The organism is Rubritalea sp. (genome assembly GCF_051252225.1).
GTDB lineage: Bacteria > Verrucomicrobiota > Verrucomicrobiia > Verrucomicrobiales > Akkermansiaceae > Rubritalea.
This window is the reverse complement of sequence record NZ_JBPOGE010000002.1, coordinates 174,952-192,760: the sequence shown is the minus strand read 5'-3', so window position 1 is coordinate 192,760 and position 17,809 is coordinate 174,952. Positions and strand designations below refer to the sequence as shown.

Genomic DNA, 17,809 nt, shown 5'->3' with positions numbered 1-17,809 from the left:
GAGGAAGTGTTTACTGAAATAAAGATGAAACAACTGTTTACTCAGAGGGTGGATTTTCTTCCACTACTTCATTTTGCTCTTCTACGACGACGACTTCTTCTGTGCGAGTGTCTGAGGTTTCTGTAATGACGATTTCCTCTTCTTCTGGTGAGACCAGTTCGTGGAGCTGTTTTACCCATTTTAGGGTATTATTGTGTCCGACATTTGCCTTGATATGACTCAGCATGCGACTGGCTGCGCCGAGCTCGTCTCCGGCATCAAAGACATCGAGTTCCATTTGCCAGAGGAGATTGGGCTTTTGTATTTCTATAAATTTAGTGTAGGCTTGAGACATCATATCGCTCTTCATGCCTATGCGTTTGTTGTTCTTGTCTTCCTTGTCTTTAGACCAGTGTTCTAGCATGAGTTCCTCATACATAATACGTTGCTTCCATGCTGCTCGAAGCTTGTCAGCTTGTTTATTCTCTCTGTACGAGGGGAAAATTATTTTCTCGTAGACGTCAGCTACATCGAGAGGCGTAGTTGGCCAGTCTTTGACCGTGTAGGTGCCAAATCCGTAGGTTTTTGCGAAGATCGAGCTTTTCACGTCTTTTTGGAGCAGGTCCTCAAAACCATCTAAGGTTTTAGCATCTGCATAGATGTTATCGATCGCGGCTTTCGCTTTTGAGGCTAGAGCAGCGACAGGTTTCTCCTGTTGTTCTAGCTGTGCAGCTTCTATAGTAAGAGTGAGCCAGTTGAGCTGGTGACGGAGTGCGCAGCGAAAGCCAGAATCGGAAAAACGTTCTTTATTTTTGTCGCTAGATTTCCAGTTGCGAAAGTCGCTATAACTTTTTCCATTGTCTGTGAAATTTACTTTTTCATAACATTTCAAATAGAAAGCAAGAGCATCGCTATCAGAGCTCATGGCGGCTCGGTAGGCTTGATAGGCGGCGGATTGGCGCTGAGTCATAGCCTCTTTACCTCTATGAATCATGAAATCAAGCTGCTCAGTGAGCGCTTCACGGTCAGTTTCACTGAGAGTATCGGCGTGGGTGGTGAGTGTTAGTGTGCACACGGCCACCAACACGCTCGGGATGAATAGGTGTTTGAGCATGGGTTGGGATCAATTTATCGGCTTACTGCCAGTAGGAGGTTGGCAGTAGTCCAAGCTATCGATGCCGAATAAAGCTGGCGAGGCAAAAATTAGGCAAGCTGTTGTAAGCTAGCGCGTATGCGATAGCCTTGGCGCTCTGGGCGGGTGCCTACTTTTGCTAGCCAGTCGATGATATCCGCTTCTAGCTCTTTGCATTCCTCATTCCAGTTATTAGCTTGTTTGAGGATGCAGACACATTCTTCAACATTGCTAAAATAGACATCTATAGCACCTGTTTTTTTGAGTTCAAAGAGCTCGTCTTGGAGTTCCTTGAAGAACGCGAGTTCGTAGCCGTCGCCAGCATTGCGGGCTGCCCGCTCGAGTGAAATAGTTACGGGTGGTGCCATTGGTGTAATAGCTTTGGCAATTTGCTCATAACCAATACGACCGAGCATATGCGAAATACGCTTGTAGAGGTCTTCTATTTTGAGGACTCGGAGGCTACATTTATTTTCAAGATAGTGAATAACGCCTTCATAAATATCTTCGGTAAAGGCGAAGTCGTCTTGGTGGGCGCGCTCGGCCGCTTGAGCAATGGCTTTACGAATCCATTGAGTAGAATAGCCTGTGACTTGGTAGCGCCCGACTTGAAGAACGGGTAGGTTGCCGACGATGCAGATCATAATTGAGGTGGGTTAGTCTTTGAATAGGGGGCGTTGCAGAGCATTGCTGTGGGAGCGATTCTCAAGCTTCTGGATTTCTCTGATAAATTCTCCAACGTCTTCGAACTGTCGGTAGACAGAGACGTAACGGACGTAGGCAACGGGATCGATGTCATGGAGTTTATCCATGACCTTCACGCCGATAATGTTCGATGGGCATTCTGAGAGATGGTCTTTGTGCAGTTCGGCGAGGATTTCTTCTACTGCTCGGTCGAGCCTGTCCATTGAGACTGGGCGTTTTTCACATGCTTTTACTAGACCGCGCAGGAGTTTTTCGCGGTTGAGTGTTTGGCGAGTCCCGTCGCGTTTTACTACGCGCAGCTCGGTGCGCTCAATTTGTTCGTAGGTAGTGTAGCGGTAATGGCACTGCAGGCACTGACGACGTCGGCGCGTAGTCGTCCCGTCCTTCGACATACGAGAGTCGATGACTTTGTCTTCGAGGGAACCACATTGAATACAGCGCATAGTGAAAAGAATGATTGCTGTCGGCTATGGGGCACTAATTAGCGCTTGTCTATGTCAAAAATGACGAAAAAAATCATGTTTGTTTCATAGTTAACTTACCTAAATTAAAAGTTTTAAAAGGAATGGATATGTCCACACCTTATTCACAAAAAATAGCTGAAAATTGCAAAATAATCAGTCTTGGCAAAAGTTAGCGGAGGTGCATAGTGCCGGCGCAATGAGCGAGCAGCCGACTAAATTGATTGAGAAATCTGAAACAGTTTCCATGCGTCAGGATCTGATGGTGTTGACAAAAGTTCGCTTGAATATTTTTGTCTTAATTACTGCCTTATTCGGCTTTTTACTCGCCTCTAAATCCATCGCTGGTGGCTTTAGTTTCGGGACGCTGGATTACTGGAAACTTTTCCACACATTGCTGGGTACTGCCGCCGCGGCCTTTGGAGCAGCGGCTTTTAATCAGCTGATGGAGATCGAGCAGGATAAGCAAATGGGTCGTACTAAAAATCGTCCACTTCCAGCTGAACGTATGAGTGTGACGACGGCCTTTGTGATTGGCTGGTTGCTTTCAGCCTTCGGGGTGATTCACCTGGGAAATACAGTCAACGTGGAGTCAGCCTACATTGCTGCTGCTACTATAGCTATTTACGTTTTTGCCTACACTCCTATGAAGCGCCAGCATTCAGCAAACACCTTGGTGGGTGCTATTCCTGGCGCGACTCCACCAATGATTGGTTGGGCAGCGGCAGGTGGAACATGGTACGGGTGGGAGTCATGGTACCTTTTTGCGATTCTCTTCTTTTGGCAGCTTCCACACTTTGTTGCTATCAACTGGTTTTGCCGTGAGCAATACGAAGATGCGGGTTATAAGATGTGGTCCAATGGTGACGTGAGTGGAAAGAAGACCGCTAAGCTTGCGCTGATTTATAGTTTCGTCCTAGCGTTATTGGCACCGGTGGCCTGTCTTCCGGGTGTCGATATGGCGACTTGGCCATGGGGGATTGGTGGATTTCTTGCAGGCATCTACATGTGTAAGCTCTCGGTTGATTTCGGGAGGATTGGAGACCGTAAGTCGTCCCGTAAACTGTTCTTTTTCACACTTCTTTATTTACCACTGGCTTTGACTCTTCTGACTCTGAGCTGGAACTAACACATTCTAATTTTATCTGATTGATGACTCCAATTTCCCAACTTGAACCTGCAGATCGTGACCCTAAAGCGATTCGCCGCACTGTTCTCATTTTAATAGGTCTAATGATTGCTGGTGGTGTAATCATTTGGAATAAGTATATGGACCAACAGAAGCGTGACCAAGAAGAGGTCATCGCTGGTCGCTCACCTCGTATTTCACGACTCACTAAGAATTTCGCGGCGGTCTGTCAGGACGGTGAAAGCCGTGGTCTTGACGATCTTGATGGAAAAGTCTGGGTGGTTGCACCAGTTGTTCCCAATCGACCAGAAGAGAATAAGATTCAGCTAGCGAAGATGCAGGATCTTGCTGAGCACTATAAGGATAGGGATGACTTCCACCTCGTGTGTATTTCTGTAGCAGACCCTAATCAACACGGGTTTGAAGAACTCGCTAAGATGGCCGAGTCGGTGAATGCTGATATTGATCAATGGTGGTTTATGGCTGCGGAAGAAAAGGCTGTGATCGGCTTTCTAAAAGACCATTTAAAAATGGCGCATATCAAGGAACGCACCGGTGAAGATGCAGAGAAACTTGGAAAGCACGACATACCCGCGCAGCTTCGTGTGGTTGACCAAAGCCGCCGAGTGCGTGGCGAGCACCAACACTTTGATTTCGATTTTGCGCATTTTAAGACTGAGCAAACTAAGAAGGAAATCGAAGATAACCCTAAGCTACTGGACGACCAAGCCGCCGCAATCGCTGCTGATCTATATCTCAACATGGACGAGCTATGGACTAAAAGGATGTACAAAGTGATCGATTACACCTTCGAGGAAACTGAAGTGGATGAAGATCCCAACTACATTAATGCAATTATAGTCGTGGGGGTAATTGTCGGATTCATTGTGATTATGGTTGTCCGCTTGCGTGTCCGCAAAAATGGGTAATAGTCCGAGTAATCAATTTATATCATGAAAGACAAAACTAAAATTATCCTTATTTATGTGAGTGTCGGAGTTCTCTCAGTGGTGCTCATTAGCCTATTTATGTGGATAGGGGCGCAGCGAAATGCTCAGGCAGAGCAGAGCGAAGCGAAGCGAAATGCGATTGTTATCGAAGATGTGGTGAAACCACTCACGCAGCTCGATAAACAACTCACTGAAGATCTCAAGGGAGTGAACCAAGACGGTGAGGAAGTGAGCCTTTTCGACCTCAAAGGGAAAGCTGTAGTTTTTGCTCAGTTCTATAGCCGCTGTAACATGTGTCTTGGCCACAATAAGACTATTATGCAGCAGCTTCATAATGATCTCAAAGATAACCCAAATGTTCACTTCGTGACCGTTACTTTAGACCCAGATTTTGATTCACCGGAGAAGCTTGCTGAAGCGGCCAAGGTATGGGGAGCGGATAGTGACTCGTGGTGGATGCTGAATGTGTCAAAAGAGCAACTTACTAAGTACTGTCGCGAACAGCTTTGGTACATTGATTATGCTGACAATGAGGATAAGACGGGTGCAGCGGATGCGATCACCCACGATATGGGGATTGCGGTGATAGACCCAGATTCTAAGCTGCGCGCTAAGGTGAATCTCTATGAATTGAAATCAAGCGGTCAAGACGAACTCTACGAGGCGAAAAAAAGTCAGCTGTTAGAGGTTGTTGATATTGCTAGCGGTAAGGGGGAATAAGAAATGAACGATTATAAATCCTATATTCAGCGCACACCGAATGAAGCGCTTGGTAAGAAGCTCAAAATCACGGCTTGGATACTCACTGCTGCAGTGCTTGTTCTAGTCGGACTAATGCGTAGACCTGAATTACGCATTCAGCTTCCTGAAGGTTTCAGCTTCAGCTTTCTGCCGCCAGTACATGCTATTCTTAATACTGTCGTGTCGATTTCATTAGTCGTCGCCTTGTTAGCTATTAAGAAAAAAAACATCCAGCTGCACACGCGAGCGATCAGCGTGGCGATGATGACTTCGGTACTCTTTTTGCTCTGTTATGTTTGCTACCATTTCACGACTGAGGAGGTGCGTTACGGAGGTGAGGGCGCTATGCGCTCAGTGTATTTCTTCTTCTTGATCACTCATATTGTACTCGCAGGCGTAAGCTTACCATTTATTCTCTTCACGTGGATTAATGGTTTTACTAATCAGTTTGCGAAACATAAGAGGCTTGCGCGCTGGGTATTTCCTATGTGGCTTTACGTAGCTGTGACAGGGCCGATTTGTTACCTTTTGCTCAAACCTTACTACTAGCCGTTGCCAGTTTGAGCTGTCTCATTTATGGCTAATAATTTAATCACTCAATAACCTAACAACACTTCGAGTTACCTACCTGCTTGTTTATAGAAAGCAGGTTTTTCAGTAGTAAGAGGTACCTGCAATTAGAGATATGAAAATCATCCGATACCAAGATGCTGAATATGCTGATTTTGTTCAGCAGTTAGATCGCCAAGCTATTCCTAGTACTGAGCTCTATGAAACTGTAGCTGGAATAGTGGATGCGGTGAAGCAACGTGGAAATGCCGCAGTGTTCGAATTCACTGAGCGTTTTGATAAGCTATCACTCACTGATGAGACCCTTTTTGTGACGGAGCAAGAACTCACCGAGGCAGAAGCTCAGGTGGAAGATTCTGTGAAAGAAGCGATTGCGGCATCGAAGAAAAACGTGCACGCATTTGCTAAGCAGAGCATGCGTAAAGATTGGAGTTTTACCAATACCGAAGGTGCTGAAGTAGGGGAACGATTTGTCCCTTATGACCGAGTAGGAGTCTATGTTCCAGGTGGTAAGGCGCCTCTGGTCTCTACGGCGCTGATGACTGCCGCTATCGGGCAGGCTGTCGGAGTGACTGATATTTTAGCAGCGACTCCAGCTGGAGCGAATGGTAAAGTGAATCCTTCCTTACTCTACGCTCTTAAGGAGTCTGGAGCGACACAGATCATCAAGGTCGGTGGAGCTCAAGCGATTGCTGCTATGGCTCTGGGAACTGAGACTGTGAAGCCTGTGGAGAAAATTTTTGGGCCGGGTAATAGTTTTGTGGTCGAAGCGAAACGTCAGCTTGTTGGCGCTGTTTCGATCGATCTACTTCCTGGACCGAGCGAGGTGCTTATCATCGCTGATAACTCAGCGAATCCAGCATTCGTAGCTGCTGACTTACTCGCGCAAGCTGAGCACGGTGGCGACAGTGTGGTTGGTTTTGCTACCACCTCTGTTGAACTACTTGCGAAGGTTGAGGTTGAGGTCGAGCGTCAGATCAAGTCGCTCACTCGTGCCGAGTATATCCGCAAGGTGCTCGATGTTGGGACTTTCGCTCTAGTTGTAGAAAACCTAGATGAAGCGATTCGTATCTGTAATGTCTTCGCTCCTGAGCACCTTTCGCTGATCGTGGAAGACGAGGATAAATGGCTAGATCAAGTGAAGACTGCAGGAGCTATCTACGTGGGGAATTTCGCCGCTGTAGCAGTGGGGGATTTCCTCGCTGGACCAAGTCACACGCTACCGACAGGAGGCTCTGGGAAGTCATTCTCAGGGATTCGCGCTGACCAATTCCAACGCCGTACGAGTATCGTACGTATGGATCAAGCCAGTGTGCAGCGCTCAGAGAAGTATGTTGCTGAATTCGCTCGTGTAGAAGGGCTAGATGCCCATGGAGCTTCTGTAAGCATTCGCGCGAACGCTAAATAAGCTGAAAAGCACTTCACAGAGCTTCGTTCAGGCTTTATGCACGCAAGTATGGAATTTAACAACGTAACAGCAAAACCTCTCGCGAATATTTACTTCGACGGCAAGGTTGTCTCTCACGGAGTAACTCTAGAAGATGGTACGACTAAGACATTTGGCGTCGCATTTGAAGGTAGTTACCACTTCGGTACTGTAGCAGCTGAGCGCATGGATGTGATCGACGGTACTTGCAAAGTGACTATAGACGGCTCAGATGAAACCGCGACCTATGCAGCCGGTGAGCACTTCAATATCGAAGCGAACTCAGGCTTCACCATGGAAGTAGTAGGCGAGTCAGCACAGTATGTGTGCTCCTACATTCAGGATTAATTTTTCAACCGACTTGAAATGAAAAAAGCTCAGGCTGAAAGGCCTGAGCTTTTTTATTAGGTGAGTTTAAAGCTAATTAATTCTAGTCAGAGGTACTAATAATAGCGTTGATTTGAATATTATCAAGAATTCTGAAATCACTGTAAACTTTCGGCAGAAATTCAGAGTCGAATGGAGTCATCTCGTATATGATAGCAACGTAGTCACCTGGAGGTAGCGTTGAGATAGCTAGAATCATGGTGTTGTCTACTGGGTATGCAGTGTAAATTGCTTGGAGATTTGTTTCCTTAATCAGCTCTCCAGCAGAGGAAGAAATTGTTCAAACCAAGGCGCTAATATCTTCTAAATTTCCTTCATATAGACGTAATTGAGTAATACTGGAAGGATATGTGTCCTCAACGAGACCTAGTATTTTAGGGGGGGCTGAGTATTCGGTGGTTGCTCCCACGGGGCTTAGTTCATATCTAGTGGCTCGTCACTGACGAACGAAGGAAAATTGCTCATCGATGCAGCCTGTACACGCTCCGACATCAGCTTCCTCCACCGATCTCAAACTGCTGGGGGAAGCCAGAGAGAAGACCGAAGATATCGTCGACAGCCTTCACGCCGCCTCCATCGGTGAGCGCAAAGCCCATACGCATTCAATTAAGAGTAAGTCGTTGTAAGTAAATGGATAAAAAGATTTTAAAAGTGAGTGCGCCGGCATGCTCGGTATGTCTAACTCTTTACATGCCCGCGACTCGCCAATCAATTTATTGGATTTAGAAGCACTAACCAAGAACACATCCTTCATCTCACGAATAACTCTGGGGTTTTCAGCCCGTTCTATCATCATCGCCCTGTTAAAATATGTGCAAAAAGGCGATGCCTCGTTCGATCACTTGGCTTTGTAGTTTTAGGTATCTCAATGCATCATCGATCTCCAAAAGCAGAGGGTTGGAGCTCCTCTTGTGTCTTTTCTTGAACTTGTCATATCCTAGCTTTTGAGGTTGCAGATATACAAAGGATTCGACCTCAAAACAGCCTATCGAGCAACAATCCGTATTTTGGCTTATCAGATTACCTTCCTTAGTCGAGATCAAGTTAAGTACTGGAGGTACGTTGGAAAAGAAGTTGCGATCACGTAAAAACAAACTTTATTGATCAGACGGTAAGCATTGGCAAAGAAAGTGGGTTTGAAGCGCGTCTTGCACGTGTCCGAGCCAACGACCAGCTTGCCGCATAGAGGAGGAGGCGGCGAAAGTCAGGAGCTGAGAACTTTGGGAATCAACCCAAGCATCAATCACTTGAGAGAGATGGATGGCATTTGATATTGACCAATATTGACGGGACAGTGAGTGCTGGGGCGCTCTTTGAGCTCAACACGTCCCGTTGGAATATTGAAGCGAGCGTTGATCCACCAATTACAGGCCAACCATATCTTTCATGAAATCACAGGAACTACGGCGCGAATTATCAGCCACGAAAAACTAAGTGAAGCTATATCCTTACATAAGCGGCCTTACGCTAAGCAACGTAGATGGGGATATTTGACTCTTTTGGAGACAAATTGAAAAAGCTCTAAATTACAGGCCAAGGAAACGGCATGGCTATTGCTCCCCTAAAGAAAAACATCAACAATTAACCAACGAAGAAAAAGTTGCGCTAGTTAGTTGAATTCAAGAACTAAAAAAAAGTCCAAGAAATTAATTTCTTGGACCTTGTAAATATAGTTGCTGTGAGCTATCGTTATTCGGATGAGTTTATATTACCGTTGATGCTGATAGTTGGATCGTAGACGAAGGTGACGTCACTGAGGTTGTCAATCCCTATTCCCGTACTCTGAATAAGTTGGATAGTGATTGTACTGATTCCAATTTGCTCAACTCTATTTTTAATAAGAGTCATATTTGCACTGTTATTCACGAGGTCGCTAAGTAAGCTCTCTGAGCCGTTTGCTACACTAGTGACATTATTAGAGTTAACAAATGCCAGATCAGGGTCTGGGTTTGGAGCTCCAGCGTAGCAAAGAAGGGCGCACTGGGGGCTGTTAAGCCCTAAAGCAGCCGCAGCGCTACCTCCACCAGGGTAACGATTATACACATCAAATGTGATTGTTGGAATCTCATGGTATTCCTCTCCAGCGTTGATGCCATGGATCGCTCCATTCGGTAATGGATAAACTAGAATCTTCTTTTCATCGATGATCGTAGTATCTGGGAAACCGTAATCAGGGAGAGCTTGCACAGAGAAGACTTCTTCACCAAAGAAGTCGGAGTTTCCTGCGTCTACTTGTGAGTAATAGTCTAGCAAGTAGTCGTGATCACCTTCTGCTGTGTATTCTCTCGTCGGATCAACAGGAGTGACGACTGAGGCGTCTGCAATAGAGGTGCTGCCAGGTCCGTAGGTCACTGTGCTATGGTAGAAATCTACTTGTTTAGCTGCTTGTTGAAATTCATCTCCATCAAGGAGGTCATCTACGGTAACCGTGACACTGTATTCATAATCTAAGCGTGTGCGGGCCACGGATCCGACATAATCAACTGCATTAATGGTGATGTTAGCTGTAGGAATATAAGTACCTAACACGACAGAGTCTAGCGGATGCTCGATAGTAGTGCCTTCTAGTGTTGTTTCAAAGGCTGTTAAGTAGACGCGTGTAGATTCACCTTCAATGGGCACAAGGTTAGTCGTGCCTTCAAGTGATCCTCCTGAGACTAGTGGGTAGGATTGAACCTCACCGTTCACATCAGTATATTCTTGGGTTATGTATGCAGTGTACTCTGAATCCGCATGGAGTGTGTAGCTTAGAGCGGTACAGGCAAGTGCTGTAGTTAAAATGTTTTTCATAGATAGGCGAGTGGTTTAAATGTTTAGAGAGTTTATCACATAGAGACTGTAACTTCTTTCTGGACAGAGCTAGAGGAAACCCCAATCGGATTATCACCTAGCACAGCTACAATGATTTTGCCTCTGTTTGACATTACTTTGAAACGCTCATAATTAATAGGGCTTGAGCCTTTAGCCGTAGCAATGTCAATTTTTTCTTTACTTAACCATGCTGGATTCATCGCAGAAAAATCTTTCCAGCTAATTAATTTTCCGCGAGGTGAGGTAACCACTTTGGAGCGAAGGTTCTCAGGGACATGGAGCAATGCATTTTTAGGAACTAGAGTCCAATACTTGCCATTAGAGAGAATTGCAGAGCTTTCAAGGAGGCTTTTCTTTTTAGCCTTTTTGAACTGTGAAATACTCGGCTCTGCTATCGTTTGTTTGTCAGCAGAGCTTTTTTGTAAGGCTAGGAGCTCAGCACTGCTCATCGCATTAGCAGATCCATAAAGTGTGAGGAAACTATAGAAACCCGCGAGAAGTACTGGCTTAAGGTTGCGGCTTGTTAACATAGAGCGATATCCTTTTGATTATTGGTTAACGAGCTCGTATGAGACATAGACAATAAGATCCTGGAGATCGTAGCCTGCGTCGCTCGTATTTGTGTGTGTAAGTTCACACACATAGATCATATCCATGAGGCCAATTTTTAGGCTGTTATCGTCATTTAGTATTGGCTTGAGGAAATCCTCAGCGGATTTAACGGCATCATCAGCAGTTTTGTTTGTTGGTATGGCGTCGGTTTTGTAGAGAACAAGGATGTCATCAGAGTTACTGGTAGAGCGGAAGCTCTTCCAACTCCCATTCTTATATGCAGCCTTGAATTGGAGTTCTTCGCCTTCCCTTACTATGGTCTCATAGACAATCACACCAGGTTCGACAGCGTCTTCGTTCCCATTGTGGACCGTGACCCAGTCGTTCGATCCCACCTTTAGCATGCCTTTAGTCTGGTATGAGGTATAGCTACCATCTCTGTTCGAGCTGGTAACTCCTGTGCCAAGAATCGTGATTCGTGCGTATAAATCTTGTTTAGCTACAGGATTGTTTCCAGGAGTTAGGAAGTCAGTGATCGTATTCTCAGCGAGATTAACATTCCAGCTTATCTCAGGTGTCGCGTCCTCTCGGAAATGGGTGCTTGGTGTGGTAATCTCTCCTGACGAGACTGAAGTGATTGTTTCTGTCCCAGTGATGATTTGTGTCTCTTCAGCGTTTGTAGTGGAGAGCGAGAGTAAGCAGGTGCCGAGAGTTGTGAAGACTTGTTTTTTCATGTTTTTTGGTATTGTGTTTAATGTGGGAAATTTTTTGTGATATTCGTCGATACATATTTATAACTAGCGTAGTAGAGGGACTTTGTAAATTGTATATTTTTGCTATCTCCTAACCTAAGAATTTGTTTGGGTCGTGTGCATTACGTATCTATAAGTATCTCATGTTCTAGATTTGTGATGTTTTTTTTTTGAATATTCCTGCTTTTTTTTTAAAATGTGCTCACTTGAGTATAGTTAATGCTTAAGGAATGTGTTATAAAATGAAAAATGCCCAGCGGGAGAATCCATTGGGCATTATTCTATGAATAAGTATTTTTGGAGGGTTCTTAGTCAAATTCTTCTAGTGTTTCACGCCAGATCTCACGAGCCTCTTCGATGAGCTTTTCGCGTTCACGGTCGGATATTTCGTCGTCTGACTTAGCGCTATCTTCGTCTGACTCGAGTGAATCGAGTTTTCTGCGGATAGAGCTCAACTCGCCAGTGCTAAGGTCTCCATTTTCTTCACCAAAGCGAATAGCTTCCTCGATGTGGAACTGCATACGATTCAGTCTAGGAGTGAGGGCATCCGCGGGGACTTTTTCTTCGGTCTTGCTACGAATATCTTGTTTGAGTGCTTCTAGCTTCTGGGATGCTTCAGCCGTATCTGGTGATGCGAGGTGAAGCTCACCAATGGTAAGTAATTCATCGATAGCTTCACGGGCTTCTTCCTCGGTGAGTCGGTCTTCAAGGGTGACGTGTTGGATTTTTTCGTAAATAGTCACATGCTCTTTGCGGAGTTCACCATCGCTCTTATCGTAGTATTTTGCTCCACCATTAGTAAGGCGCTGGTAGGCTGTGAATTTGTCTTGAAGGGCTCCAAAGTCAGAGGCGTCGCCATTTAGCACGCGTTGTGCTGGGCTGCTGGAGACGCCTTGGTTAAAACCTCTAGGACCGGGTTTCGCTAGGATGCTTGTGGAGCTAATGGATAGGATGCTGAGTGCTGCGAGTGTGGTTAGAGTGTTTTTCATAGTTTTGGAGTGTCTAGTTCTGAGGCATGAAACAGAGGGGTAGGAGGGAAGTTGCAAAAATAATGAAAGCTCTTCGAGCTCTTGATGATTTGGGGAAGTTGTGCTTTAGATGATCACATGGCTAAGCAAACGACACCTGAGCACTATGTTTTTAAAGTGATGCTGTACCAGATTGAACCGACAATCTGGCGTGAAGTCTCTATCCCATCTACAGCTACTTTTTTTGAATTACATAAAGTGATACAGGCTGCGATGGGCTGGAAAGATAAGCATCTTCACGAGTTTCGACACGGTAAAGGAAAGCGTCTGACTAGTGTGATAGCTTCTATCGATGAGGATATAGTCCAAGGGGATGACTTTCGTGATGAAAGTCTGACGACCCTCAAAGAAGTGTTTGCAAGGAAGAGGTTTCCATCACGTATGCTCTATCGCTACGATTTCAGAGAAGACTGGATTCACGAGGTGGCTTTTACCGATAAAGTTGAATCTGATGAGACTGTCGCGAAGCTGCTCGGCGGAGAGAGGAACTGTCCGCCAGAAGACGCAGGTGGGGCGCATGGTTACCAAGCCTGCATGGATGGTGACCTAGATTGGTTAGACGATACTTATGATCCTGGGGAATTTGACCGTAAAGCGACTACGACTCGTCTAAAAAAGGTGAAAATCTCTTAGACAAAGTAGTCGTCTAACAGAGTGTTCAGCGCTTTACGGAAAGGGCTAGGCATGGGGAGCTCGCCTAAGCTGTCGAGTGTGTGCCAGGCTTCGTCTGTCGCTGCTTTCATTTTTTGAGGAGCCAGAAAGATAGACAGATTCACTTTATGGTGGGTAATGGCATAGCTAGTCTTGAGTAGTAGTTCTTGGGACTCCAGCTCATGGCTCTCTCGCTCAGGGAGCTGCCACATGCCTGAGCGCCGAGCTGTGTCGGATGCTTTGTGGAGCAGGATCTGACCATCGCGGATGGCAAGCATGCAGAGTTCGTCGACGAGCACAGTTTTTTTGCGCGCCTTTTTGATAGGAAGCTCTTCTGGTTTCGTGGTGCAGCACCATTGCTTGATAGGGCAGAGAAGGCATTTTGGTGACTTGTTAGAACAGACTTGTTGGCCTAGCTCCATTAGGGCTGAGTTGTAAAGGCGAGGCTTGTCATGTGAGACGAGTTGCTCAGCCCAGAGCCATAACTGCTTTGTTCCAGCAGTGCTGTCGACACGCTCTTGGTAGTCAAAAATTCTTGAGAAAATACGCGCAACGTTAGCATCAACAAGTGCTTTGGCGTCATTGTAGGCAAAAGATGCTACAGCTCCGGCTGTGTATTGGCCGATACCTGGAAGGTCGAGAATCTCTGAGTGCGCTCTGGGAAAGCTTCCATCATGGTGCTCGCAAATAGCTTGGGCTGCTTTTTGTAGATTTCGAACACGGCGGTAGTAGCCAAGCCCTTCCCAAGCGCTGAGGATATCTTGTTCGGGTGCGTTTGCAATAGAAGCGGGGGTGGGGTATTTCTCAATGAAACGCGTGAAGAAGCCTTTGCCTAGTACTGTAGCTACCTGAGTTTGCTGAAGCATCACTTCGGATACTAAGATGTGCCAAGGGTCAGTCGTTTGCCGCCAAGGGTAATCTTTCGCAACCGCTTCGTACCAAGTGATCAGGGCGCGCTGAAATGCCGCAGGGTCGTTCGTTGCTAGCATTTAAGCGAGAGTGGGCTAGAGCTAATGGTGGTGCCGAGGGTGTGTGCTTGGTTTGCTTTGAGCAGATAAACATCTTTTAGAGCATTAGCTGCTTCCACGCAGATAAATTGCTCATACTCGTCATTAGCTAGGTCTCCCATAGTAGCTGATTTATCAATCCATGGATTCCAGACAACCGTGGAAGTACTGCCAGATTTATGGACAGTTATTTCGCGTTTGAGCAGCGGATCATGGATTATCACACTCGCTTCTGTCTGCTGGTAGATGTTGTCAGTTTCAGCGGTGACGCTGAGTGCCGTGTCTTTGGTTATTTGAGTCTGGGAAACGGTATCTAGATAGCTCACATTCTCGAGTCCGCTTAGAGTGATTTCTTTTATATCTCCAACATGGAGGTAGGTGTGGAGGGCTCCTCCAATGGTGATGTCCGAGTCGCTCATGTTTGTGGTTGTAAGATCAAGTTTGAGCTCCTTCCCGATAAAAATAGTGAGAGTAAGCTGAGTAGCGTGAGGCCAGAGCTCTAACTCCTTAGTGTTGAACTGGAGTGTGACTTTAGTCCCCCCAGAAGTGCTCTCGGTGGAGATGAGTTGCCAGAACTGGCTGCGAGCAAATCCATGTGAAGGCATAGAGCTGTCACTAGGATGGGCATTGAACCATGGCCAACAGATAGGAATGCCGCCACGTATGGCCTTTGTCTCTTTAAAGACAGCCTCGCGGCTAGTGAAAATAACAGGGGCTTGGTCACGCGGTATGTATTCGATCACATGGGCGCCGTGGAGGGCGATGGTCGCGGAGGCTAACTTGTTGTTGATGCGGATAACTGGGTAGTCAGGTGCAATTTCTTCAAACCAGAGTTCTGAAGGTAGCAAGTGCGATGGATCAAGCGTGGGTGCCATGTCGGTAGGTTTACCTTGCTGGGCGAAGAGTCAACGATTGTTTTACATCCTAGCTTGCCTCTGTGAATTTGCGTGAAATACTCATGGGGATGGACGTACATAAGCTCATTGAGGATTTTAATCTGGCTCTATGTCGCGCTGGTGCTCGTCGTCAGTTGCTTACCGAGGTGGAGGGGTACGCGTTGTCTGCATATGAGCTTATACGACCAAATGCTGAACGCGTGGTTTACGTGTCATCTGGGATGCATGGTGATGAACCTGCAGGACCTCTGGCTTTATTAGAGTTGATTGATGAGGGGATATTAAATGAGCAAGTTTCGTGGGTGATCTGTCCAGTGATTAATCCTACAGGTCTTGCAGCTAACTGCCGGGATAATTTTCAAGGTCTAGATTTAAACCGGGATTACTTTAAAAAAGAGAGTAAAGAAATAACAGCGCATGCTAGCTGGCTAGACGGATTGAATGTCGACTTTGCTATCTCTCTCCACGAAGATTGGGAATCTACGGGGTTTTATTTTTATGAGATAAATCAAACTGAAGATAGACCACAAAGGTATGAGAGGATGGTGCGGGCTATCTCACCAATTATGCCGATGGAGAAAGAGCTTGTGATAGATGATCATGTTGTGCGGGAGCGAGGGTGGATTTATCATGAAAATAAGCCTGATGAACCTAAGTTGTGGCCTGAAGCTATTTACTTAGCAATGCAGGGGTGTCCGCTGTCGTTTACGTTTGAGACTCCAAGTAGTTTGCCGCTAAGTAAGCGGGTCGAAGCGCATAAGGAGGCTGTTAGGTCAGCCCTTCGTATGCCTTTATGAGATCGTTATTGCTATTTAAAGTCAGTCGTTTAGAGCTTGTTGCGTTTCCCTCGGCAGGATAAATTTATAATTAACAGGGATTATGGCAGGAACCGAAGATAAAGAGTGGTTTTACATGTCACTTGGTCACCGTCGTGGGCCAGTGACACGGGAAAATCTCAGTAAAATGCTACTCAGTGAAGAGCTCTTTGTTGAGTCTACTCAGGTGTGGCGTGACGGGATGAAAGAGTGGGAAGGCCTAGCTGACTGTAAAGCTTTCGCTTCCACATTAAAAAAAGTCCGTGAGACGGCACAAAAAACAGAAGCTAATGTAAGGCACACAAGATCCTCTGAGGCGGGCGATGAGGACCTTACTTGCAGAGGTGCTTCGAGAGCGCTGTTTAATTTATTTTTCTATATTGGTTGGGTGATTCCTATTTTAATAGGTGTGATTATTCTAACTGAGTTACAAGTGCACCAGTTGTTAGATCCCAAGACGGTGATTCACAATGACCTCCAATATATTATTCCTATTGGCTTACTTCTACTCGTGTCGTGTCAAATTGCTGTGAGCCGTATGCGACACGCTGGATATCCCGCATGGTTGGGGGCTACCATTTTTATTCCTGTCTGGAATTTATTTGTTCTGTTTATTTGTCTCTTGGCTCCAAGAAATTTCAGGATACAGAAAAAATTGGGAAAGGCTGCTATAGGATACCTCGTGTTGTTACTCGTAATGTTTGCCTTACCGTTTTCAGGCTTGCTTACAGGTGTGACTCCTCAGAGCGCAAATATTTTTTCACTTACAGACGGAATATCAGATAGTTACAAGTATCAGACGTCTTATAGTGCTCGTATAAATAAGAATCAAAGTAAGTCTGCCGATGCTGAAGCGCGTCGTAAAGCTATGGAAGAATCTCATGAAAATGAGGGGCGTGAAGGGGCTCTTCGTAAACGTACTAATCAGCAGTAGTACGCTACATTTCACTGGCTTCGAGCAGTCGATTATACCGCGTGATCTTAGTAGCCTTGCCGGTCTCCGGATCGATATCAACGATGGCGCCACAGAGCCTAACAGGGCCTTTGGCTACTGGAAAACGTGTCGGAAGTGAGGACTTAAATCGGTAAATGATACTCTCTACACTTCTTCCTAATACCGAAGTTTCAGGACCACACATTCCCGCGTCAGTGAGCGCTGCTGTGCCATTTTCTAGAATGCGCTCATCAGCGGTTTGTACGTGAGTGTGCGTTCCGACAACAGCTGAGACTTTCCCGTCGAGATAGTAACTCATGGCGATAGTCTCGCTGGTGGTTTCTGCGTGGAAATCGAGGAAGATCATTCTAACATCTTGTTGACGCAGTCGGTTGACTTCTGCTTCAGTAATAAGGAAAGGATTTTCTAGAGCTTGTCCCATGAATGTTCGGCCTTGAGCGTTAAGGATAGCTACTTTTCCCGCAGGGGTGTCTACGACGATGGAGCCGTTGCCGGGGACTCCTTTTGGGTAATTAATAGGACGAAGGATGCGAGATTCGGTGGTTAGATGCTCAGCGAGTTCTTTTTGATCCCAGACATGGTCCCCTGTAGTGATTACATCTACACCTTCCTTAAATAGTTCATTGGCTATCTTAGGGGTGATGCCTCGACCACCAGCAGAATTTTCACCATTGACGACAGTAAAGTCTATGGAGTGTTCTTTTTGAATACTTTTGAGGAATTTAAGTACGGACTTTCTGCCGGGTTCACCGACGATATCACCTAAAAAAAGAATGCGCATTGAGTAACTTGGTCTTCGTTTCGCTGGAAGAGCTATGTACAATCCCCCCGAGCTCAAGAGACCAAACCACACAGAGTGGTC

General features: G+C 45.9%; 20 protein-coding genes. 10 read left to right on the top strand and 10 right to left on the bottom strand.

The annotated features are described in order from the left end of the window. Positions 1-37: 37 nt before the first annotated feature. The 3 genes from ACSHX2_RS03280 to nrdR form a co-directional block, all read right to left on the bottom strand. Positions 38-1,093 (bottom strand): hypothetical protein, encoded by a 1,056-nt coding sequence (locus ACSHX2_RS03280; RefSeq protein WP_435690536.1) that lies wholly within the window; start codon positions 1,091-1,093, stop codon positions 38-40. Positions 1,094-1,182: 89 nt separating this feature from the next. Then, on the bottom strand, positions 1,183-1,755 hold the full coding sequence (locus ACSHX2_RS03275; RefSeq protein ID WP_435690534.1) for a hypothetical protein: 573 nt from the start codon (positions 1,753-1,755) through the stop codon (positions 1,183-1,185). Positions 1,756-1,767: 12 nt separating this feature from the next. Next, the gene (gene nrdR, locus ACSHX2_RS03270) at positions 1,768-2,259 is read right to left on the bottom strand and encodes a transcriptional regulator NrdR (protein WP_435690532.1); all 492 of its coding nucleotides are present in this window, start codon (positions 2,257-2,259) and stop codon (positions 1,768-1,770) included. Between the two features lie 163 nt (positions 2,260-2,422). Here nrdR and cyoE point away from each other — a divergent pair, with 163 nt between their 5' ends. The 7 genes from cyoE (at position 2,423) to ACSHX2_RS03235 (ending at position 8,106) form a co-directional block, all read left to right on the top strand. Further along, positions 2,423-3,406, top strand: coding sequence for a heme o synthase (gene cyoE, locus ACSHX2_RS03265; protein ID WP_435690530.1), 984 nt, complete (start codon positions 2,423-2,425; stop codon positions 3,404-3,406). Positions 3,407-3,429: 23 nt separating this feature from the next. Continuing rightward, positions 3,430-4,335, top strand: coding sequence for a hypothetical protein (locus tag ACSHX2_RS03260; RefSeq protein ID WP_435690528.1), 906 nt, complete (start codon positions 3,430-3,432; stop codon positions 4,333-4,335). Between the two features lie 24 nt (positions 4,336-4,359). Continuing rightward, a complete protein-coding gene (locus ACSHX2_RS03255) occupies positions 4,360-5,076 on the top strand; it encodes an SCO family protein (RefSeq protein ID WP_435690526.1) in 717 nt (238 codons plus the stop codon). Between the two features lie 3 nt (positions 5,077-5,079). Further along, on the top strand, positions 5,080-5,646 hold the full coding sequence (locus ACSHX2_RS03250) for a DUF420 domain-containing protein (protein WP_435690525.1): 567 nt from the start codon (positions 5,080-5,082) through the stop codon (positions 5,644-5,646). 136 nt (positions 5,647-5,782) lie between these two features. Further along, positions 5,783-7,075: a histidinol dehydrogenase gene (hisD, locus tag ACSHX2_RS03245; protein WP_435690523.1), complete on the top strand. Its 1,293-nt coding sequence runs from the start codon at positions 5,783-5,785 to the stop codon at positions 7,073-7,075. Between the two features lie 36 nt (positions 7,076-7,111). Beyond that, a complete protein-coding gene (locus ACSHX2_RS03240; RefSeq protein WP_435690521.1) occupies positions 7,112-7,441 on the top strand; it encodes a pyrimidine/purine nucleoside phosphorylase in 330 nt (109 codons plus the stop codon). 506 nt (positions 7,442-7,947) lie between these two features. Then, the gene (locus tag ACSHX2_RS03235) at positions 7,948-8,106 is read left to right on the top strand and encodes a hypothetical protein (RefSeq protein ID WP_435690519.1); all 159 of its coding nucleotides are present in this window, start codon (positions 7,948-7,950) and stop codon (positions 8,104-8,106) included. Between the two features lie 1,063 nt (positions 8,107-9,169). Here ACSHX2_RS03235 and ACSHX2_RS03230 read toward each other — a convergent pair. From ACSHX2_RS03230 to ACSHX2_RS03215, 4 genes are all read right to left on the bottom strand, one after another. Next, positions 9,170-10,270 carry a hypothetical protein gene (locus ACSHX2_RS03230; RefSeq protein ID WP_435690517.1) on the bottom strand — a complete coding sequence of 367 codons (1,101 nt, stop codon included), beginning with the start codon at positions 10,268-10,270 and terminating at the stop codon, positions 9,170-9,172. Positions 10,271-10,305: 35 nt separating this feature from the next. Next, complete coding sequence (locus tag ACSHX2_RS03225; RefSeq protein ID WP_435690515.1) at positions 10,306-10,821, bottom strand: hypothetical protein; 516 nt, start codon at positions 10,819-10,821, stop codon at positions 10,306-10,308. Between the two features lie 18 nt (positions 10,822-10,839). Next, positions 10,840-11,577 carry a hypothetical protein gene (locus ACSHX2_RS03220; RefSeq protein WP_435690513.1) on the bottom strand — a complete coding sequence of 246 codons (738 nt, stop codon included), beginning with the start codon at positions 11,575-11,577 and terminating at the stop codon, positions 10,840-10,842. A gap of 326 nt (positions 11,578-11,903) precedes the next feature. Beyond that, entirely contained in the window at positions 11,904-12,584 is a 681-nt protein-coding gene (locus ACSHX2_RS03215; protein ID WP_435690512.1) for a hypothetical protein, read from the bottom strand. Between the two features lie 117 nt (positions 12,585-12,701). Between ACSHX2_RS03215 and ACSHX2_RS03210 the strand changes: the two genes are divergently transcribed. Then, on the top strand, positions 12,702-13,256 hold the full coding sequence (locus tag ACSHX2_RS03210; protein WP_435690510.1) for a plasmid pRiA4b ORF-3 family protein: 555 nt from the start codon (positions 12,702-12,704) through the stop codon (positions 13,254-13,256). On the opposite strand, the gene ACSHX2_RS03205 is transcribed toward ACSHX2_RS03210, so the two are convergent. Next, complete coding sequence (locus tag ACSHX2_RS03205) at positions 13,253-14,263, bottom strand: A/G-specific adenine glycosylase (protein ID WP_435690508.1); 1,011 nt, start codon at positions 14,261-14,263, stop codon at positions 13,253-13,255. The two genes, ACSHX2_RS03210 and ACSHX2_RS03205, sit on opposite strands and share 4 nt — an antisense overlap. Further along, positions 14,257-15,156, bottom strand: a complete 900-nt coding sequence (locus tag ACSHX2_RS03200) for a D-hexose-6-phosphate mutarotase (RefSeq protein WP_435690507.1) — start codon at positions 15,154-15,156, stop codon at positions 14,257-14,259. The genes ACSHX2_RS03205 and ACSHX2_RS03200 overlap by 7 nt, the downstream gene beginning before the upstream one ends. Before the next feature lie 62 nt (positions 15,157-15,218). Between ACSHX2_RS03200 and ACSHX2_RS03195 the strand changes: the two genes are divergently transcribed. Together ACSHX2_RS03195 and ACSHX2_RS03190 are read left to right on the top strand one after the other, a co-directional pair. After that, positions 15,219-15,974 carry a M14 family metallopeptidase gene (locus tag ACSHX2_RS03195; RefSeq protein ID WP_435690505.1) on the top strand — a complete coding sequence of 252 codons (756 nt, stop codon included), beginning with the start codon at positions 15,219-15,221 and terminating at the stop codon, positions 15,972-15,974. Between the two features lie 82 nt (positions 15,975-16,056). Then, on the top strand, positions 16,057-16,926 hold the full coding sequence (locus ACSHX2_RS03190; RefSeq protein ID WP_435690503.1) for a GYF domain-containing protein: 870 nt from the start codon (positions 16,057-16,059) through the stop codon (positions 16,924-16,926). A 4-nt stretch (positions 16,927-16,930) separates the two neighbouring features. Here ACSHX2_RS03190 and ACSHX2_RS03185 read toward each other — a convergent pair whose 3' ends face one another. Beyond that, positions 16,931-17,728 carry a TIGR00282 family metallophosphoesterase gene (locus ACSHX2_RS03185; RefSeq protein WP_435690501.1) on the bottom strand — a complete coding sequence of 266 codons (798 nt, stop codon included), beginning with the start codon at positions 17,726-17,728 and terminating at the stop codon, positions 16,931-16,933. Positions 17,729-17,809: the final 81 nt, after the last annotated feature.